Consider the following 19,321-nt stretch of genomic DNA (forward strand, 5'->3'; position numbering starts at 1 on the left):
TACACCATGACGGCAGGCGGTACGAGTGGCACTCCCGCCCGACGGCGGGTGGTACTCGGTGGAATCAGCTCCCGGGCCTGGGAACATCCGGCCGACCGCGGGGCACTGACCGCGCTGCGCGAGTTGCGCGGCTTCGACGACGTGGTCAAGGCGTTCTTCGGGATGTGGAACGAACGCGGCTTCCGGCTCTCCTATCTGGCCGCCGCGATCCGGGTCGACCACCGGCAGTACTCGCGGGTCTACCGGCTCTACGCCGAGGCGGGCGCCGCGCTGGACGTGGCCGAGCTGCCGGAACTCTTCGTGACCCAGTCGCCCTGGCTGACCGGTGAGGCGATCGGTCTCGACCGTCCGTTCATCGTGATCACCTCGGCCTGTGTCAACCAGCTCGACGACGACGAGCTCCGCTTCCTGCTCGGCCACGAGCTGGGGCACGTGGGCAGCGGGCACGCCGTCTACAAGACCATCCTGACCATCCTGACCCGGTGGGCGGCCAACCTGAGCTGGCTGCCGGTCGGCGCGCTCGCCCTCCGGGCGATCATCGCGGCGATGCTGGAGTGGTGGCGTAAGGCGGAGCTGTCGGGTGACCGGGCCGGGCTGCTCGCCGGCCAGGACCCGGCGGCGGCGCTGCGGGTGCTGATGAAGCTGGCCGGCGGCGGCGACCTGCGCCAGATCGACACGGCCGCCTTCCTGGAACAGGCCTCCGAGTACGACGGCGGCGGCGACCTCCGGGACAGCCTGCACAAGATCCGGATGACCGCCTGGAGTACCCACCCGGTGCCGGTGGCCCGGGCGGCGGACCTGCGCAGGTGGGTCGACTCCGGCGAGTACGCCCGACTGCTCGGTGGCGACTATCCACGCCGGGAGGACGACGACCTGACCTCGGTGTCCGCCGAGATCAAGGCGGCGGCGGAGTCGTACCGGGAGGCTTTCGGACGCTCCCAGGACCCGCTGGTCGGTCTGCTGCGCCGGCTCGGCGACGGCGCCAGTGACCTCGGTGAGTGGGCCGGCGGCAGCGCGGGCCGGGCCCGCTCCTGGATGAACGCGGCAGGCGAGGCCGCCGCCCGGGCCGCCGGCCGTACCCGCCGGAGCGGCAAGCCGGGCCCGACCGGTCCCGCCGGCCCGGGCGCCGACGGCGACGCACCGGAACCTCCGGCCGAGGAAGCCCGGTAGCACCCGGGGACTCGGACGATCACGCCTGCTCGACGCCGCCTACGATCTTTTCCATGACCACGACTATCCGCACCGAGTCCGAACTGCGTGCCGCGATCGAGCGGGAGCTGCCCGGCGTACGGGCCGACCTGGAGCGGCTGGTCCGGATCCCCGGCATCGCCTTCGACGGCTTCGACCACTCCCAGGTCGAGCGTTCCGCCGAGGCGGTCGCCGAGCTGCTGCGCGGCTGCTCCCTCGACGTACGGGTGGTCCGGTCCGGCGGCCAGCCGGCGGTGATCGGCCGGCGTCCCGCCCCACCCGGTGCCCCGACCGTGATGCTGTACGCGCACCACGACGTGCAGCCGGTCGGCGACCTGAGCCTCTGGCAGAGCGACCCGTTCGAGCCGGTGGAGCGCGACGGCCGGCTCTACGGACGGGGCGCCGCCGACGACAAGGCCGGAGTGCTGGCCCACGTCGCCGCGTTGCGGGCCTTCGGCGACGCGCTGCCGGTCGGCGTGGTGCTCTTCGTCGAGGGTGAGGAGGAGTACGGCTCCGACTCGCTGGAGCGGCTCCTCGCCGAGCACCGGGACGATATTGCCGCCGACGTGATCGTGATCGCCGACTCCGGCAACTGGGACATCGGCGTACCCGCGCTGACGACCTCGCTGCGCGGCATCGTCAACTGCTTCGTGGAGGTCCGTACCCTCTCCCAGGCCGTGCACAGCGGCATGTTCGGCGGGGCCGTACCGGACGCGCTGACCACGCTCTGCCAGCTCCTCGCCACCCTGCACGACTCGGCTGGCGACGTGGCGGTGGAGGGGCTGGTCAGCACGGCGGGAGCCGCCGTCGACTATCCGGAGGAGCGGCTGCGCACCGAGGCCGGGATGCTGGACGGGGTCTCGTTCATCGGCACCGGCCGGCTGACCGACCGGTTCTGGAACAAGCCGTCGATCTCGGTGATCGGGCTGGACGCACCGCCGACCACGGAGGCGCCGAACGCGCTGGTCCCGTCCGCAAAGGCCAAGTTGAGCGTCCGGCTGGCCCCGGGCGACCAGGCGGCGAAGGCGTACGCCGCCCTGACCGAGCACCTGCGCCGGTACGCCCCGCACGGGGCGAGCGTCATCGTGACCCTGGAACACGATGGCGAGCCGTGCGTGATCGACGCCTCGGGCCCGATGTACGACGCCGCCCGGGCCGCCTTCCGGACCGCCTGGGACGGCGTCGAGCCGGTGGACATGGGTGTCGGCGGTTCCATTCCGTTCATCGAGACGTTCCGGCGGATGTTTCCGGACGCCGCGATCCTGGTGACCGGCGTCGAGGACCCGTACGCGCGGGCGCACGGGCCGAACGAGAGCCTGCACCTGGGCGAGTTCGCCCGGGTCTGCCTGGCCGAGGCGCTGCTGCTGGCCAAGGTCGCCGAGGCGGCCGCCGCCGGCTGACCTGCCCAGCCCGACCGCGGGTTCCCGTCGGGACCGGGCGTGCCGGGGACCCGAGCTCGGACGTTCAGGGGGTCGGACCGGATTCGCCGGTCACGACCCCCTGACGCGTCGACACGCCTGCGCGGCGCCGGTACCGGTTACTCGGAGTGCGGGGATGCCGTCGGCCGGCGCCGCCGGCCGAGTAGCAGCAGCACTGCGCCGAGCAGCAGGGCGCTGCCGCCGACGGCGGCGATGGGGCCGGTCCGGACCCCGGTGATCGGGAGCCCGTCGTCGTCCGCGCCGCCACCACCGCCCGGCTCGTTGATCAGGAGCTGGGCGGTGTTGCTCTTCGGACCCGTCTCCGTCGACGGGCCGAGGCCGCGGATCGTGATCGTGCCGTTCGTGCCCGGCGCAGCCTTGATCTTCACCCGGGCGACCGGCGACACCACGCCCGCGCCGGAGGCGGTCGCCGGCCACTGGCTCTCGGTGCCGCAGTCGACCTCGGTCAGTTCGGCGACCGGCTCACCCTGCTCGTCCCGGAACGTGCACCACGGGCTGGGCAGCAGCACGGTGCCGCTCGGCGCGACGATCCGCCAGGCGGCGCCGCCGTCCGACGGCCCGTGGTTGGTGATGGTGTACGGCAGTTCCACGGTGTCACCGACCGAGCCGGTGACCGAGGTGGCGCGTACCTCGAGATCGTGGTTGTTGGGTTTGGTCCAGATGCTGAACTCGGCGACGTTGGGCTCGGCCGCGGCGGCCACCCGGGCCGGGTCGGCGTCGCCCGTCGTGGCCTGCCGGCCCGGCGTGGTCCGCTGTTCGCTCCCGCCCGCCTGCTCCGGGGTGCGGGGTCTGACCAGGGACTGTTGCCCGGTCCCGGCCGGCTGCTCCGCCCTGGTCCGCAACTCGGTGAGCTTGTCGGCCAGCGACGGGCCGTTCGGTGCTGCGGCCCGACGCTGGCCCTCGGGGAGCGGCTCGGTCAACTCGCCGGCCTCGAACCGGCCGGCCTCCTCGGCGGGCCCCGGCAGGTTTTTGCCGAAGACGACGTTGAACGCCGCGTCGCCGGAGACCGGATCGGAGAAGCCGACTCCGGCACCGGGCTCCAGGATCAGCTGCATCTGGCAGGTCACCTGCTGCGGCCCGTAGACGTAACCCGTCGGTGGGTCGCCGGGACGGTCGTCGCCGTAGACGCAGTCCGTGTAGCGCTCGGCAAAGGTCGCCCCGAGCGGGAGGGTGATCGTCAGCAGGAAACCGGGCAGCTTGCTGTTGCCGAAGTTGAACACGGTGGCGTGCAGCGGACTGCGGTCGCCGCCGCCGACCCGCTGCTGCGCGGAACCGAGGTCGTCGACCTCGGCCACCAGGCCCGAGCCGGTGGCCCGGATGCTCACCGGAAGCTCGTACGTCGTCGAGACCGTGCCGTCGGGACCCTGGGCCGAGACGCTGACCCGGACGATTCCCGCCGGGCCCGGCCGGGCGCCCTCGGCGCTGCGCAGCATGATCGGCTGGACGAGCCGCTCCTGCCCCGGCGCCAGGTCGCCGTGCTGGCAGTCCGCTGCCTTGCGGGACTGGCGGCAGTCCTCGTCCCCGGACGGGACCGAGAAGATGACGTCGCCGGTGGTGGGGTGGGCGTCGTAAATGGCGCTGACCCCGGTGGCCGGTGCGTCCCCGGTGTTGCGGAGGTGGAAGCCGATGGTGGCGCCGGCGGTGTCGATCGTCGCGGTGACGGTGCTGGAGATCTGCAACTGTGGCTGCGCCGCGGCGTGTGCCGGGCTGGGTGCGGCCGTGAGGGCGAGCGTCGCGAGCACCGCGGCGGCAGCCGCGCCGACCCGGCTGCCTGGGCGGAGGATGGCGTTCGTCATGACTCTCCGGTTCTCGCCGGAGCCCTGGGTCCGGGAACGGACCGCGTCTGGCTGGAGGGAGTGTGGACAGAGGACGGATGTCCGTAGTCGAAAGATAGCCCACTCGTCCCACCGGCGGAGGTCCGCGGGAAGAAAGTGGAGAAAGCGCCCGGCGGGATCGTCGAGGCGGTAAGATTTCGAACATGAGTACGAACGAGGCCATCGCGCGGCTCGACGCCGCGGTCAGTGCACTGCGGGACGTCGACGTCTCCGCGTGGTCCGAGGATGCGCTCCGGGACCAGCTCGGCGAGCTTTCCACCGTTCTCTGCGCGCTCGACGCCGCCCTTGCCCGGGTGGCCGACAGCGTGCGTGCCCGTGGCCTGCGCATCGAGGAGCCTGCCCCGGCCTGACCGTCCCCCGCCCCGCTCAGCCGGGGGACGAGAGCGGGCCGGCCGGAAATATGTCGGCGGTGGCTGCCAGGATGGAGCCGTGCGCTTCGTTGACCTGGCAGCCACCTCCACCGCCGTCGCCGCCACCTCCGGGCGGCGGGCCAAGGTCGAGCTGCTCGCCGAGGCGCTGCGCAAGCTCGCCCCGGAGGAACTCGTCGCCGGCTCGGGTTACCTGGCCGGAGAGCTGCGCCAGCGGCAGACCGGGGTCGGCTACGCCAGCCTCCGCGAACTGCCACCGGCGGCCGAGCAGCCGACCCTGACAGTGGCCGGCGTCGACGCGGCGATAGCCGAGCTCGCCGAGGCGCGCGGGCCGGGCTCGCAGCAGCGCCGTCGCGAGCTGTTGGCCGCCCTCTTCGGCGCCGCCACCGTCGAGGAGCGGCGGTTGCTGCTCGGCCTGTTCAGCGGGGAGCTGCGGCAGGGCGCCCAGGCCGGCCTGCTGGCCGAGGCGGTCGCCCGGGCGGCCGAGGTGCCGCTGCCGACGGTCCGCCGGGCCCTGTTGCTCGCCGGTGACCTGAAGACGGTCGCGGCGGCCGCGCTAACCGGCGGCTCGGGCGCGCTGACCGGGTTCGCGTTGCAGGTTGGCCGTCCGCTCGCGCCGATGCTGGCGCAGAGCGCGGCATCGGTCGAGGAGGCGCTGACCACCGTCGGTCTGCCGTCGGTGGTCGACGTGAAGCTCGACGGCATCCGCATCCAGGTGCACCGCTCCGGCGACGACATCGCGGTCTTCACCCGCAGCCTCGACGAGATCACCTCGCGGGTTCCCGAGGTGGTGGCGGCGGTCCGCTCGCTGCCGGCCCGCGAGCTGGTGCTGGACGGCGAGGCGATCGCGCTCGACGCCTCCGGCCGGCCACGACCGTTCCAGGAGACCGCGAGTCGGGCGGCCACCAGGGGAGCCCGCCGGGCCGTCCGTGACGAGGTCGCCCGCGCGCCGGCCGACACCGAGGCCGCCGAGGTCGACCGCACACGGCGCGAGGCGACCGAACTCGTCGACCGCGCCCCGGGCCCGTCGGGAGCGGTCGACGGCGCGTCGGGCGTGGCGGGAGCGGTCGACAGCGCGTCGGGCGGGCTGAGAGCTGCCACCGGTGCGGGCGGCGCCGTCGCCGACGGGGGTGGCACCCGGAGTTTCGGCGCGGCACCGGTCGCGCCGTCGACGGCCGGGTCGGTGCGGTCGGTGGGGCCGGTGGACATCTCCGAGGTGCCCCGGATCGGCACCTCCGGGACGGCGCCCGCCGAGATTCCCGGGCCGGAGCGTCCGGCGACCGTCGCCCCGTCGGTGGTCGCGGCGGCGAACACCAGCGGCGGGGTCGTGCTGACGCCGTACTTCTTCGACATCCTGCACCTGGACGGCGTCGATCTGCTCGACGCGCCGGGGCACGAGCGCTGGGCCGCGCTGGCCCGCACCGTCTCGTCGGCGCAGCTCGTCGAGCGGATCACCGTCGACACCGTCGAGCAGGCCTCGGCGGCGTTCGCCGCCGCGGTCGACGCGGGGCACGAGGGCATCGTGGTCAAGGCGCCGGAGGCGGCGTACGACGCGGGCCGGCGGGGCGCCGCCTGGGTCAAGGTGAAGCCGAGGCACACCCTCGACCTCGTGGTGCTCGCCGTCGAGTGGGGCAGTGGCCGGCGCAAGGGCTGGCTGTCGAACCTGCACCTGGGGGCCCGCGACCCCGAGACCGGCGGCTTCGTGATGCTCGGCAAGACCTTCAAGGGGCTGACCGACGAGTTGCTGCGCTGGCAGACCGAGCGGTTCCAGGAGTTGGCGGTGGAGCGCGGCGACTGGGTCGTCCGGGTGCGGCCCGAGCAGGTCGTGGAGATCGCGTTCGACGGGGTGCAGAGCAGTCCGCGCTATCCGGGCGGTGTCGCGCTGCGCTTCGCCCGGGTGCTGCGATACCGCGACGACAAGACCGCGGCGGAGGCGGACACCATCGATACGGTACGGGCCATCCATGCAGGTCGGCGCCCCGACTGACGCCGTCGTGGGTCCCACTCCGACTGGTCACTGGTTGCTACGGTTCGGCAATGATCTTCCGGAACGCGCTCTACCGGCTCTACGCCCGCCGCCTGCGGGCGCAACTGGTCACCGGGTCGCTGCCCCGGCACGTGGCGATGGTGATGGACGGCAACCGGCGGTGGGCCCGGAAACAGGGCTTCGAGAACCCGAGTGTCGGCCACCGGTACGGCGCGGAGCACGTCGACGAGGTGCTCGGCTGGTGCGCCGACCTCGGCATCGAACACGTGACGATCTTCGTCGCCTCCACCGACAACCTGCGCAAGCGGCCGTCGGAGGAGGTCCGGTACCTGATGGAGGTGGTCGAGCGGATCGTCGCCGCCCGGCTCGCCGAACGTCCCGGCCGGTGGCGGCTGCACCTGGCCGGGCGGCTCGACACGCTGCCCGACTCGACCCGGCACGCGCTGAAGCTGGCCCGGGATGCGACCGCCGACCTCGGGGCGCGGTTCCACCTGACCATCGCGGTCGGCTACGACGGCCGGGCGGAGGTCGTCGACGCGATCCGTTCCCTGCTGGACGAGGCGGCCCGGGCGGGTACGACCCCCACGGAGCTGGCCCAGCGGCTCAGCGCCGAGGACATCGCGGCACATCTCTACACCCAGGGGCGCCCGGACCCCGACCTGATCATCCGGACCAGTGGTGAACAGCGGATGTCGGGTTTCCTGCTCTGGCAGGCGGCCTACTCGGAGCTGTACTTCTGCGACGCGTACTGGCCCGGCTTCCGATACGTCGACTTCCTGCGCGCCCTGCGGTCGTACGCCGGCCGGCAGCGCCGGTACGGCGCCTGACCGCCGTGCAGCCTACCGGCGGTCAGATCGCGGCCAGCGACCGCGCGTAGTTGACCTGCTGGTGGATCTGCTGGACCTGGAACTGGTCGGTGACCGGGATCCGGGCGACGTACTGCCGCAGGCCGTTGGCCACCGTTACCTGTACCGTTCCACGGTGGACGGTCTCCTTGACCAGCAGGAACAGCAGGCTGAACACGGTCAGCACGCAGAAGCCGACCACCGCCACCACGATCGCCCAGGTGGGCGTCTTCTGTTCGCTCTGCCAGTAGTCCACGACGTGCCACTGGGAGCCGGCCAGCGGAAGGTCGCCACTCGGGGTGCGTACCGTCGACGAGGTGACCGCGATCTCGCCGATCTGCGCGACCACCGGCTCCGGCCGTACCGGGGGTGACCACGACGTTCCCCCGTCTGGCTGGCCCCCGCCCGGGTACGGCAGCGCTGGCGCGGGACAGGGCTGCGGAACGCCCGGACAGGCCTGCCCGCTGACCGGATCGGGATAGCCGGGAGTCGGGGTCGGCGGGTCGTCCGGGGCGGGCGGCGGCGGATAGCCGGGCGAGACCGAGGCGTCGGCCGGCCACGGATCGGCCGGTGGTGGCGGAGGTACGTCCGGCGCTCCGCTCGGGTTCACGCTCATGCCGGCTCCTCCCCAGTGCCACACCGGCCGCTCCGCAGACCTTAACCCGGACCGTGACCGCCGCCACCCCGAGGTGCACCCGGTACGTCGATGCCCGAACGGTGGTCGGCCGGGACGGGCACGGGCGGGAAGCGAAGAGATCGCCGGCAGGCTCGGGCGCTCAGGGGCTCAGGCGCTCGTGGGCTCGGGCGCTCAGGCGCTCGGGGTGGCCGGGGCCGGCTGGTCCAGCCGGTCCTGACCGGCCCGGTCCCGGCTGCCGTCGCCGTCCGACATGTCGCCGCGCGCCTCCCGGCGGGCCGCCCAGCCGAAGCCGACCAGGGTCAGCAGCGCGAAGAGCCACCACTGGACGACGTACCCGCCGTTCTGCCAGTCGTTCTCGTGCCGGATCGGTATCGCGGAGAAGGCCGGGTCGGTGGCCGGGGTCTGCTCGTCCAGCAGCAGGTACGCGGAGTAGACCGGATACGGCAGCTCCCGGGCCAGCGCCGGTACGGCGATCCGCCGGGTCTCGATCCGGCCGTCCCGCCGGGCGACGGCGTCCGGCTTGCTCTCCGACAGGTGCACCCGACCCACCACGGTCACCTCTCCGGACGGTACGGCCGGGATCTCGGGCCGGGCGAGCGCGCTGCCGCCGGCGGCCGGCGGAATCCAGCCCCGGTCCACCAGGACGGCGCTGCCGTCGGCCAGCCGCAGCGGGGTGAGCACCTCGAAGCCGACCCTGCTCTGCACGGTACGGCTGCGGATCAGGATCACGTTCGTGCTGTCGTACCGCCCGGTCACGGTGACCCGGGTCCAGGCCGCCCCGGCCGGCGGCGCCTGCCCGACCGTGCCGGCCGCGCCGTCCGGCCGGGGCAGCACCTGGTCCACCGGCACCGGCGCCAGGGTCGCGGTCTCGTCGATCCGCTCGTTGATCGCGGCCCGCTCCTGGTAGCGGCTCAACTGCCAGTTGCCGAGCAGCACCATCACCGTGGCCGCGGCCAGGGTCAGCGCGAGGATGCCCAGCCAGCGGGGCGTGAGCAGGAAGCGGTACACAGCACGAGGCTACCCGGGCGGTTCCGCCGGTTTCCCAGCTGGCCGGCTCGGCGGGCCGGTGCGGCGCCCGGTGCCGGGTATCCTCACGCGCGTCGGTTCGATCGACGGGTCGGGCCGGGCCGTCCCTCGCACCACCACCGTCCGTACCAGAACCTTCGCACCGCCCGCACCGGGGGCGGTGACCGCGCCCCGAGGAGCCGACCATGATCGACGCGCCGCGCGTAGTGGTGAGCGCACCGTCGTCCGGACACGGCAAGACCGCCATCGCGGTCGGCCTGCTCGCTGCGCTCGCCGCCCGAGGGCTGGACGCCGCCGGGTTCAAGGTCGGCCCCGACCACACCGACGCCGCCTATCTCGGACTCGCCGCCGGACGGCCCGGCCGCAACCTCGACCCCCGGCTGGTCGGCTCGCAGCGGATCGCCCCGCTCTTCGCGCACGGCTCCGCCGACGCCGAGATCGCGGTGGTGGAGGGCACGATGGGGCTCTTCGACAGCCTGGCCGGCCGGCCCGAGGTCGACTCGACCGCCGCGATCGCCACCACCCTGCGGGCCCCGGTGGTGCTGGTCGTCGACGTGGGCTCGATGGGCCAGTCGGTCGCCGCGCTCGCGCACGGCTTCCGGGCGTACGACGAGATGCTCTGGCTCGGCGGCGTGATCCTGAACCGGGTCGCCTCGGACCGGCACGAGCAACTGCTCCGCGACGCGCTGGACGACATCGGCGTACCGGTCTTCGGGGCGCTGCGCCGACGCGACCTGCCCGCCGTCCTGCCGTCCCGGCAGCACGGTGTGGTGCCGGTGATGCAGCGCGGCGTGGAGGCGTACCGGGGGGTGCGCCGGCTCGGCGAGGCGATCGCCGGAGTCGTCGACCTCGACCGGCTGCTGGCGCTGGCCCGTTCGGCGCCCCGGGTGCCGGTGACCGCCTGGTCGGCCGCGGAGGCGCTCGCCGAGCTGGGCCCGGTCGGCGAGGCGCCGGTCACCCGTACGGTGGTGGCGGTGGCTGGCGGGCCGGCCCTGTCGTACTCGTACGCCGAGACCGCCGAACTGCTGGCGGCGGCTGGTGCCGAGGTGGTCGCCTTCGACCCGCTCCGCGACGAGGTGCTGCCGGCGGGTACCGGTGCCCTGGTGATCGGCGGCGCGCTGCCCGAGACGTACGCCGAGGAGCTGTCGGCGAACCGCCGCCTCTGCATCGCGGTAGCGGAACTGGCCCGTACGGGTCGACCGGTCATCGCCGAGGGGGCAGGGCTGCTCTGGCTGGCCCGGGAGTTCGACGGGCGCCCGATGTGCGGGGTGCTGGACGCCACCGGGGCGAGCCTGGACCGGACCGTCGTCGGTTACCGCGAGGCGACGGCACGGGCGGACACTCCGGTGGCCCGGCTCGGCGCCCGGGTGGTCGGCTACAAGCAGCATCGCGGGGTACTGACCCCACGGGCCGGGCAGACCCCGGCGTGGAGCTGGGGCGGTGGCCCGCCCGAGGGCTTCGTCTGGCGCCGGGTGCACGCCTCCCAGTTGACACTGCACTGGGCGAGCAGCCCGGTGATCGCCAGCCGCCTGGTCGCCGCCGCCGCGTCGGCCGGTACGTCCGCCTCGGCCGGTCCGGCTGCCGTACCGCCGGCCGTTCCGGTTGCGCCGGCCGGCGCGGCGCCGTCAGCGGTCCCGGTCTCGTCGTCCGCTCCGGTCTCGCCGGCGGGCCTGATCAATCCCACCGCGCCGGTGTCACCGGGCCTGGTCGGGGCGTCCGCCCCCGTCTCCCCGTCGGCCCCCGTCTCCCCGTCGGGCCTGGTCGGACCGGCGGCTCCGGTGTCATCTCCGGCACCGACCGGTCCGTCCGCTCCGGTTCTGCCGTCCGCTCCGATCTCGCCGTCCGCCGCTGGCCGACCTGCCGTTCCGGTCGGTCCGGATGCGGTCACCTCCCGGCAATCGGCGTCCGGCGCTGTCGCGCCATCCGGTGGTCCTGCTCCGGCTGGCGGCCCTGGTCCCGGCGGTGGTCCTGCTTCGGCTGGCGGCCCTGCTTCGGCCGGTGGCGTCGCGCGGTCTGGCGGGGCTGCTCCGGCTGGCGGCTCTGGTCCCGGCGGTGGTCCTGCTTCGGCTGGCGGCCCTGCTTCGGCCGGTGGCGTCGCGCGGTCTGGTGGGGCTGCTCCGGCGGGTGGTCCTGGTCCCGGCGGTGGTCCTGCTTCGGCTGGTGGTCGTGCTCCGGCTGGTGGTCGTGCTTCGGCCGGTGGCGTCGCGCGGTCTGGCGGGGCTGCTCCGGCTGGTGGTCGTGCTCCGTCCAGCGGTCCGGCTTCGGCTGGTGGCGCCGCGCCGGCTGGTGGCGCGGCCCATCCCGCTCCGATCCCGCCGGGCGCGGTTTCGCCGGGCGCCCCGGCGCCGAGGGGCGCCGGCCCCGGCCCGGCGGCCGGCGCACCGGTTCGACCGGGACCTGCGGGGCCATCCTCGGCCGCGCCGGCATCGCCGGCCGGACCGTCTGCCGGCCAACGGGCTGCCGGCCTGGCCGGCGCTCCACCCCAGGGAGCGACCAGCACCCCGCCGTCCGGTGCGCCGAGGTCAGCCACCGGCATGCCCGGGACAGGACCGGCACCGCAGGCCCGGCCGAGGCCGACCGGCGGAGGCGAGGCTCCCGGACCGGTGGCCGCACCACGTCCGAGGCCGGTACCCGTCGACGAACAACCGGTGCCGGTCAGAGCCGGTGACGGCTCGGGTGTGGCGCCTGCGGCGAGCCGGACGGATACCGAGGCGGCGGCGGAGGTCGCCGGACCGGGCGAGGCGACTGGGTCCGAGCCGGTGGCCGGTGCCGTGCCGAGCAGTCCGGCCGGTGGACCGATGGCGTGATCCGGTCGACGACCCGGGCCGGCGGCGTGCCCGCAGACCGGGCGGGCGTCCGTGCGGGGCGGGCGTCCGTGCGGGGCGGGCGTCCGTGCGGGGCGGGCGTCCGTGCGGCGTCCTTGGGGAGCGTCCGGGGCGAGCGACGTGCGCGGGCGTCGCGGATGATGTCGGGCCGGCGGGTATGAGCCGAGATCATGAGCCGAGATGAGGTGGCGGGTGTGACCCGATGGGCGGTTCGGCACGGCCGGTTCGGCAGTGAGCCGGGCCGGTGGAGCACGGTCGGGAGGCGGTCCGACGGCGAGCGGGGAGAGTCGGCGGAATGAGCGGAGAGGTGGCGGTGCGCCGCTTTCCGACCCTGACCGTGTCGACGCCACGGGTGCACGTACGACCGCTCCGGGGGTCGGACGCGAAGGCGGTTTCGGTGATCTTCGCCGACAAGCAGACCCAGCGCTGGCTGCCGTTCCAGCGCGAACTGGGACAGATCGACGCCGATGCCTGGTGCACCGAGATGGCCCAGGAACGGCGGGACAGCGGTAACGGCGACCATTACGGCGTGATCCGGCGTGAGGACGAGCGGCTGGTGGGCTGCCTGTGGACCAAGCGCACCGACTGGGGAGGCCGGGTCACCGAGGTGTCGTACGCGATCGCGCCGGAGGCGCGCGGGTTCGGCATGGCGGCGGAGGCGGTCGACGCGATTGCCGTCGCGTTGATCCTGGAACACGGTTTCCAGCGCCTGGAGTTGCGGGTGGCACCTGGCAACACCGCGTCTCGACGGGTGGCGGAGAAGGCCGGGTTCACCTACGAGGGGCTGCTGCGCAACGCCGGGTACGTGCACAGCGGCCGGGTCGACCTGGAGGTCTGGTCCCTGGTCGCCGCCGACCTGCACTCACCCGGCCACTGACGGCGCTACGCGGCCTCGCCGGTCAACCGGTCATCTCGTCCGGTCAACCGGTCATCTCGTCCGAGGGCGGATTGAACTGGCGTACCGGCTGGTCCTTCAGCGCGCCCTTGAGAAATCCGGCGACCGCGTCGATCGGCTTGTTCGCCGGGCCCGAGCCGACCGGGTTCATCGGGCTGTCCGGGTCGGAGAGGAAGCTCGCGACCGCCAACTCGGGGGTGTAGCCGACGAACCAGGCGGCTCGGTCGCTGTCGGTCGTACCGGTCTTGCCGGCCACCGGCCGACCGACGATGCCCCGGACCCGGTCGGCCGTGGACCAGCCGCCGCAGGAGCCTCGGGCCGGGGTGTCTCCGGTCGGGCACCGGGCGGCGTCGGTGGCGGCCCGGGCCGCGTCGGCGCTGACCTCCTGGCTGCACCGGGGGAGCGCGATCTCCAGATCCATCCCGGACCCGGTCCGGTACGTCGCCGGCGCGCCGTCCGGCCCGACGATCGAGGTGACCGGCAACGCCTCGCAGAACCGTCCCTCGGCGGCGACCGTGGCGTACGCGTTCGCCATCTCCAGCGGGGTCACGTCGGAGACCCCGAGGGTGAACGAGCCCCACTTGTTCGCCTGGCTCGGCGACGCCTGCCGCTTGTCGATGTCGGTACGCCACTGCAGGCCCAACCGTTCGGCCAGCCGGACCACGTTCTCGGCGCCGACCTTCTGCTCCAGCCAGACGAAGTACGTGTTGACCGACTTGCCGAAGCCGGACCACATGGTCTGGTTGCCGCTCATCGCACCGCTGGCGTTCGACGGGCACCAGTACCCGCCGCAGTCCGTCGGGCCACCGCTGCCGTCCGGGTAGATCGAGACGAACCGGTGCGGTGAGTTGAACGCCGTGCCGAGCGGTAGCCCGGCGTCCAGCGCGGCGAGCATGGTGAACATCTTGAACGTCGATCCGGCCTGGTAGCCGGGGAGGTCGCCGCCACCGAGCAGCGGGACCACGGTGTTCGGGTAGTTGCCCTTCATCCGGTTGCGTTTGCTCGGGTCGGAGTGCGGACCGTTCTCGTCCTGGTCCAGCGAGTAGGTCCGGTTCACCGCCATCGACTTGACGTACCCGGTGCCGGGTTCGACCGCGACCAGGCCGTGCCCGTACGGGCTGCCGTTGGACTCCCCGGCCTGCACCTGCCCGTCGGCGACCTCCTGCATCTTCGGGTCCAGGCTGGTGACGATGGTGTAGCCGCCCCGGCGCAGCTTGTCGAGGCGCTCCAGGGAGTTGCTGCCGAACGCCGGCTGTGCGGCCCACCAGGCCTTCAGATAGTCGCAGAAGAAGCCCCAGCCGTTGTGCTCCTCCGGCACCGACATGCAGTCGTTCGGCGGGTTGCTGAGCCGGAGCTGGATCGGCTCGGCCTTTGCCGCCGCCGTGGCCTGCGGGGACAGGTAGCCCATCGCCTGCATCCGGTCGAGTACGTAGTTGCGTCGGTCGGTGGCGGCCTTCCGGTCCGAGCTGGCCGGGTCGTACGTGGTCGGTGCCTTCACCAGCCCGGCGAGGGTGGCCGCCTCGACCGGGGTGAGGTCCTTCGGCAGCTTGGAGAAGAAGATCTCCGACGCCGAGTAGATGCCGTACGCCCGGTGGCCGAAGTATGCCGAGTTGAGGTAACGCTCCAGGATCTGCGACTTCGTCGTCTCCTTCTCCAGATCGAGGGCGAGTCGCATCTCGCGGAGCTTGCGCAGCGGCGTCTGCTCGGTGGCCTGCCGCGCCTCCATGGGGGTCTTGGCACTGTCCCGCAGGGCCATCCGGACGTACTGCATGGTCAGCGTCGAGGCGCCCTGGGAGACCCCGCCGGCCTGCTGGTTGGCGACGAACGCCCGGAGCACGCCCTTGGGGTCGACGCCGTTGTGCTCGTAGAACCGGGAGTCCTCCGAGGCGACGATCGCCTGCTGGACGTACGGCGACATCTGGGAGAGCGGCACGTACCGCCGGTGTTCCTCGTAGAAGGTGGTAATCAGGGTCGTCCCGTCGGCGGCGTAGACGTAGCTGGTCTGCGCGGGCATCGAGGCGAGCAGATCGGCCGGGGTCTTCTCCACCAGGTCGGCGCCGGCCTTGGCGGCCAGTCCACCGACCGCGACGAACGGGAACAACGCCGCCGCGACGACCACGCCGGCGATCAGTCCGGCACGGAGCAGGGGTACGAGTCGACCAGGGGCAGGGCGGGTGGTGGGGTTGGTCACGTTTCCAAGCTAAGATAAATCCCGGTAAAACGTGATAAAGATTCGCGAATGTGCGAGCCCTCGTACCGCCAAGTTCGACCATTCCCGATCCGTTCCGGGGCGCCCGCTGGCCGGCGCCGCCGGCCGCCCGGCAGGATCATGTCCATGCCTCGGCCCGCACCCGCACCGCCATCCGTCGGGCCCGATCCCGGCCCGCAAGGGCCCGACCAGTTCGGCCGCCACCGGCCTGATCAGCTCGACCAGCAATGGCCTGATCAGCTCGACCAGCAATGGCCTGATCAGTTCGGCCGCCACGCACCCGACCAGACCGACCAGCACGTGCCCGATCTCGGCCACCACGGCGACGTCGAACTCGCCCCCGGTCTGGTGGATCTCGCGGTCAACGTCCAGCGGCACCCGATGCCGGCCTGGTTGCGGGAACCGATCGTCTCCTCGCTGGAGACGTTGAGCGCCTATCCCGACCCGGCCCCGGCCCGGGCCGCCGTCGCCGCCCGACACCGCCGGCCGGTCGACGAGGTGCTGCTGACCGCCGGAGCCGCCGAGGGGTTCGTGCTGCTCGCCCAGGCACTGCGCGGAGCGCGCCGGCCGGTGGTCGTGCATCCCCAGTTCACCGAGCCGGAGGCGGCGCTGCGGGCGGCAGGACACCGAGTCGAGCGGGTGCTGCTGCCGGCGGAGACCGGCTTCCGGCTGGACCCCGACCGGGTACCGGCCGACGCCGACCTGGTCTTCGTGGGCAACCCGACCAACCCCACCTCGGTACTCCACCCGGCCGACGTCCTGGCCGGCCTGGCCCGCCCCGGCCGGGTACTGGTCGTCGACGAGGCGTTCGCCGATTCCACCATCGGCACCGACACCGGGCCCGCCGGGGCGGGACGTGTCGGGATCGGCTCCGGAGGAGGGGCCGGGGGACCAGCCGAACCCGAGTCCCTGGCGACCCGGCGCGACCTGCCGGGGCTGGTCGTCGTGCGGAGCCTCACCAAGACCTGGGGACTGGCCGGACTCCGCATCGGCTACCTGCTCGCTCCGGCCGAGCTGGTCCAGCGGTTGGCGGCGGTACAACCGCTCTGGGCGGTCTCGACTCCCGCGCTCGCCGCGGCGGCGGCCTGCGCCACGCCCGGCGCGGTGGAGGCGGAGCGCCGGATCGCCGCTCGGCTCGCCGTCGAGCGGGCGTACCTGGTCCGGCGGCTCGGCGAGCTGCCCGGGGTACGCGTCGCGGGCACCCCGGCCAGCGCGTTCGTCCTGGTGCACCTGCCCGGGGCGGCGCGGGTACGGCTGGCCCTGCGCGACCGGGGTTTCGCGGTACGCCGGGGAGACACCTTCCCGGGGCTGGGCCCCGACTGGCTGCGCCTCGCGGTACGGGACACTGCCACCACCGACCTGTTCGTGGCCGCGCTGGCCGGAATCCTGGAGGAATGATGTTGGACGCCACCCTCGCCGAGATCGGTCCCCTCGACGAGGCGGCCATGGCCGCGGCTCACGACCTGCACGCCAGGCTGACCAAGCCGGCCGGTTCGCTGGGCGCCCTGGAGGAACTCTCGATCCGGCTGGCCGGGTTGGCCGGCGCCTGTCCGCCGCCGCTGCCCGAGCCCGCCGCGGTGGCGATCTTCGCGGCCGACCACGGGGTGCACGCCCAGGGGGTGACGCCGTGGCCGCAGGAGGTCACCGCGCAGATGGTGGCCAACTTTCTCACCGGCGGTGCGGTGGTGAACGCGTTCGCCGGGCAGACCGGCGCCACGGTCACCGTGGTCGACGTCGGGGTGGCCACCCCGCTGGCTCAGCCGAAGGTGCCGGCGCAGCGTCCGGGGCGGTCGGCTCCCCGGCTGGTCAGCGCGAAGGTCCGGGCCGGCAGCCGGGACATGAGCGTGCAACCCGCCCTGACCCGGGACGAGGCACGCAGCGCGGTCGAGACCGGCATCCGGGTGGCACACGAACTGCTCGACTCCGGCGCCGGGATCCTGGTCACCGGGGACATGGGGATCGGCAACACCACGGCGGCCGCGGCGCTGATCGCCGCCTTCACCGGAATCGACCCGGCCGAGGCGACCGGACGCGGCACCGGGATCGACGACGCCACGTACTCCCGGAAGGTGGCCGTGGTGCGGGCGGCGCTGGCCCGGCACGTACCCGATCCGGCCGATCCGCTCGGGGTGCTGGCCACGGTCGGCGGGCTGGAGCACGCGGCGCTGGCCGGCTTCGTCCTTGGCGGCGCCGGGCGGCGTGTCCCGGTGCTGCTGGACGGGGTGAGTGCGGTCGCCGCCGCGCTCGCGGCGGCCGCCTTCGCCCCGGACGCGGTGGGCGCGATGGTCGCCGGGCACCGCTCGGCCGAGCCGGGCGCGACCGCCGGGTTGGACCGGCTCGGCCTGCTACCGATAATCGATCTGGGCCTACGGCTCGGCGAGGGCACCGGCGCCCTGCTTGCCTATCCGGTGGTCGCCGGTGCGGTGCGGGTACTGCACGAGGTGGCCACGTTCGACGCGGCGGGAGTGTCGGAGAAATGATCATGTATCCGCTTGCGCTGCGGCTCGCCGGCCGGCGTGTGCTGGTGGTCGGTGGCGGGGCGGTGGCGACCCGGCGGGTGCCGGCGCTGCTGGACGCGGAGGCCCGGGTGGTGGTGGTCGCCCCCGAGCTGACCCCGGCGCTGCGGGCACACGTCGACGCGGGCAGGCTGGAGTGGGTCGCCCGGGAGTTCGCGCCGGGCGACCTCGACGGGGCCTGGCTGGTGCAGGTGGCCGTGGACGATCCGGCCGCCGCCGAGGCGGTCAGCGCCGCCGCGCTCGACCGGCAGATCTTCTGCGTACGCGCCGACGACCGCGACGCCGCGACCGCCTGGACCCCGGCGGTCACCCGGTACGGCCCGCTCACCGTCGCCGTGCTCGGCGGGGGTGACCCGCGCCGGGCGGTGGCGGTCCGGGACGCGATCCGGGAGCAATTGATCAGCGGATCGCTCTCCGGTGTCGCGGCGGAGCCGCCGCTACTGCCCCCACCGGACGGGTCCGCGCCCGACCGCGCCGCCCCGGCGGGGGGGAGCGGGCTGAACGGCAGTGTGCGGGACGGCGTCGGCGGCGGCCCGGACGACGCCACCGTCGCCAGCGACACCGGGGACACGGCGGGCAGCAGCGACAGCGGGTACACCGGGCGCAGCGGCGACGCCGGATGCGCCGGGGACAACGGCGGCGCCGGGCACAACGGCGACGCCGGGGATGACGGCCACAATGGCGACCACGGCGTGTCGACGGAGCGGACCGCCGCCGACGGCCGGGCTGCGGACGCGGCCGTCCCCGCCGGTCGGCCGGAACGGCCCGTCGGGCGGGTCGCGCTGGTCGGCGCGGGTCCCGGCGATCCCGAACTGATCACGGTCCGCGGCCGGCGCCTGCTCGCCGAGGCCGACGTGGTGGTCGCCGACCGGCTGGTCCCCGGGCTGCTCCTCGACGAGCTGCGGCCCGAGGTCGAGCTGGTGGATGCCACGAAGATCCCGCACGGCCCGGCCGCCGCGCAGGAGGAGATCAACCGGGTACTGGTCGACCGGGCCCTGGCCGGCGCCCGGGTGGTCCGCCTCAAGGGCGGCGACCCGTACGTCTTCGGTCGAGGCGGCGAGGAGGCGCTGGCCTGCGCCGCCGCCGGGATACCGGTGACCGTGGTCCCCGGGGTGACCAGTTCGGTCGCGGCTCCGGCAGCGGCCGGCATCCCGGTGACCCACCGGGGCGTGGCGCACGAGTTCACGGTGGTCTCCGGACACCTCCCGCCGGAGCATCCCGACTCCCTGGTCGACTGGTCGGTGCTGGCCCAGCTCCGCGGCACCCTGGTCGTGCTGATGGGGCTGAACAACCTGCCGGCGATCGCCGCCGCACTGCGGGCGCACGGCCGGCACCCGGAGACTCCGGCGGCGGTGGTGCAGGAGGGTACGACCGACGGTCAGCGGGTGCTCCGGTCGACCCTGGACGCGGTCGCGGCGGAGGTGCACGCGGCCGGTTTCCGCCCCCCGGCGGTGGTGGTCGTCGGCGACGTGGCGACCACGTTGGCCGGCACCGGCGTACTACCCGGTCTGTCGGGCCGGATCCGGCCGGCCGCGGGGTCGACGCCACCCG

Annotated in this window: 13 protein-coding genes and 1 pseudogene; 10 read left to right on the forward strand and 4 right to left on the reverse strand. The window is 74.0% G+C overall.

Annotated features, from left to right (window positions below):
* Positions 1-6: 6 nt before the first annotated feature.
* Both R6Y94_RS07050 and R6Y94_RS07055 read left to right on the forward strand, forming a co-directional pair.
* Positions 7-1,170, forward strand: coding sequence for a M48 family metallopeptidase (locus tag R6Y94_RS07050; protein WP_318394953.1), 1,164 nt, complete (start codon positions 7-9; stop codon positions 1,168-1,170).
* 53 nt (positions 1,171-1,223) lie between these two features.
* Entirely contained in the window at positions 1,224-2,588 is a 1,365-nt protein-coding gene (locus R6Y94_RS07055; RefSeq protein WP_318394954.1) for a dipeptidase, read from the forward strand.
* A gap of 137 nt (positions 2,589-2,725) precedes the next feature.
* Here R6Y94_RS07055 and R6Y94_RS07060 read toward each other — a convergent pair whose 3' ends face one another.
* The gene (locus tag R6Y94_RS07060; RefSeq protein ID WP_318394955.1) at positions 2,726-4,423 is read right to left on the reverse strand and encodes a peptidase; all 1,698 of its coding nucleotides are present in this window, start codon (positions 4,421-4,423) and stop codon (positions 2,726-2,728) included.
* A 182-nt stretch (positions 4,424-4,605) separates the two neighbouring features.
* Between R6Y94_RS07060 and R6Y94_RS07065 the strand changes: the two genes are divergently transcribed.
* The 3 genes from R6Y94_RS07065 (at position 4,606) to uppS (ending at position 7,644) form a co-directional block, all read left to right on the forward strand.
* A complete protein-coding gene (locus R6Y94_RS07065; protein WP_318394956.1) occupies positions 4,606-4,812 on the forward strand; it encodes a hypothetical protein in 207 nt (68 codons plus the stop codon).
* Between the two features lie 79 nt (positions 4,813-4,891).
* Positions 4,892-6,817: an ATP-dependent DNA ligase gene (locus tag R6Y94_RS07070; protein ID WP_318394957.1), complete on the forward strand. Its 1,926-nt coding sequence runs from the start codon at positions 4,892-4,894 to the stop codon at positions 6,815-6,817.
* Positions 6,818-6,867: 50 nt separating this feature from the next.
* Complete coding sequence (uppS, locus tag R6Y94_RS07075) at positions 6,868-7,644, forward strand: polyprenyl diphosphate synthase (RefSeq protein WP_318394958.1); 777 nt, start codon at positions 6,868-6,870, stop codon at positions 7,642-7,644.
* 22 nt (positions 7,645-7,666) lie between these two features.
* Here uppS and R6Y94_RS07080 read toward each other — a convergent pair whose 3' ends face one another.
* Positions 7,667-8,278: a hypothetical protein gene (locus R6Y94_RS07080; RefSeq protein ID WP_318394959.1), complete on the reverse strand. Its 612-nt coding sequence runs from the start codon at positions 8,276-8,278 to the stop codon at positions 7,667-7,669.
* 192 nt (positions 8,279-8,470) lie between these two features.
* Complete coding sequence (locus R6Y94_RS07085) at positions 8,471-9,307, reverse strand: SURF1 family protein (RefSeq protein WP_318394960.1); 837 nt, start codon at positions 9,305-9,307, stop codon at positions 8,471-8,473.
* 203 nt (positions 9,308-9,510) lie between these two features.
* On the opposite strand from R6Y94_RS07085, the gene R6Y94_RS07090 reads away from it, so the two are divergent.
* Together R6Y94_RS07090 and R6Y94_RS07095 are read left to right on the forward strand one after the other, a co-directional pair.
* Complete coding sequence (locus tag R6Y94_RS07090) at positions 9,511-12,132, forward strand: cobyrinate a,c-diamide synthase (RefSeq protein ID WP_318394961.1); 2,622 nt, start codon at positions 9,511-9,513, stop codon at positions 12,130-12,132.
* Positions 12,133-12,445: 313 nt separating this feature from the next.
* Positions 12,446-13,027, forward strand: coding sequence for a GNAT family protein (locus R6Y94_RS07095; protein WP_318394962.1), 582 nt, complete (start codon positions 12,446-12,448; stop codon positions 13,025-13,027).
* A gap of 43 nt (positions 13,028-13,070) precedes the next feature.
* On the opposite strand, the gene R6Y94_RS07100 is transcribed toward R6Y94_RS07095, so the two are convergent.
* Positions 13,071-15,236 (reverse strand): transglycosylase domain-containing protein, encoded by a 2,166-nt coding sequence (locus R6Y94_RS07100; RefSeq protein ID WP_318394963.1) that lies wholly within the window; start codon positions 15,234-15,236, stop codon positions 13,071-13,073.
* Between the two features lie 318 nt (positions 15,237-15,554).
* On the opposite strand from R6Y94_RS07100, the gene cobC reads away from it, so the two are divergent.
* The 3 genes and pseudogenes from cobC to cobA all read left to right on the forward strand — a co-directional run.
* Positions 15,555-16,652, forward strand: a complete 1,098-nt coding sequence (gene cobC, locus R6Y94_RS07105) for an Rv2231c family pyridoxal phosphate-dependent protein CobC (protein WP_412102697.1) — start codon at positions 15,555-15,557, stop codon at positions 16,650-16,652.
* Positions 16,652-17,734: a nicotinate-nucleotide--dimethylbenzimidazole phosphoribosyltransferase gene (gene cobT, locus R6Y94_RS07110; protein ID WP_318395073.1), complete on the forward strand. Its 1,083-nt coding sequence runs from the start codon at positions 16,652-16,654 to the stop codon at positions 17,732-17,734. The genes cobC and cobT overlap by 1 nt, the downstream gene beginning before the upstream one ends.
* Positions 17,731-19,260, forward strand: a pseudogene (gene cobA / locus R6Y94_RS45045) (uroporphyrinogen-III C-methyltransferase); the annotation flags it as partial. The gene cobT and the pseudogene cobA, both read left to right, overlap by 4 nt.
* Positions 19,261-19,321 lie beyond the last annotated feature (61 nt).

This window comes from Plantactinospora sp. KLBMP9567, from assembly GCF_033446045.1.
Lineage (GTDB): Bacteria > Actinomycetota > Actinomycetes > Mycobacteriales > Micromonosporaceae > Plantactinospora.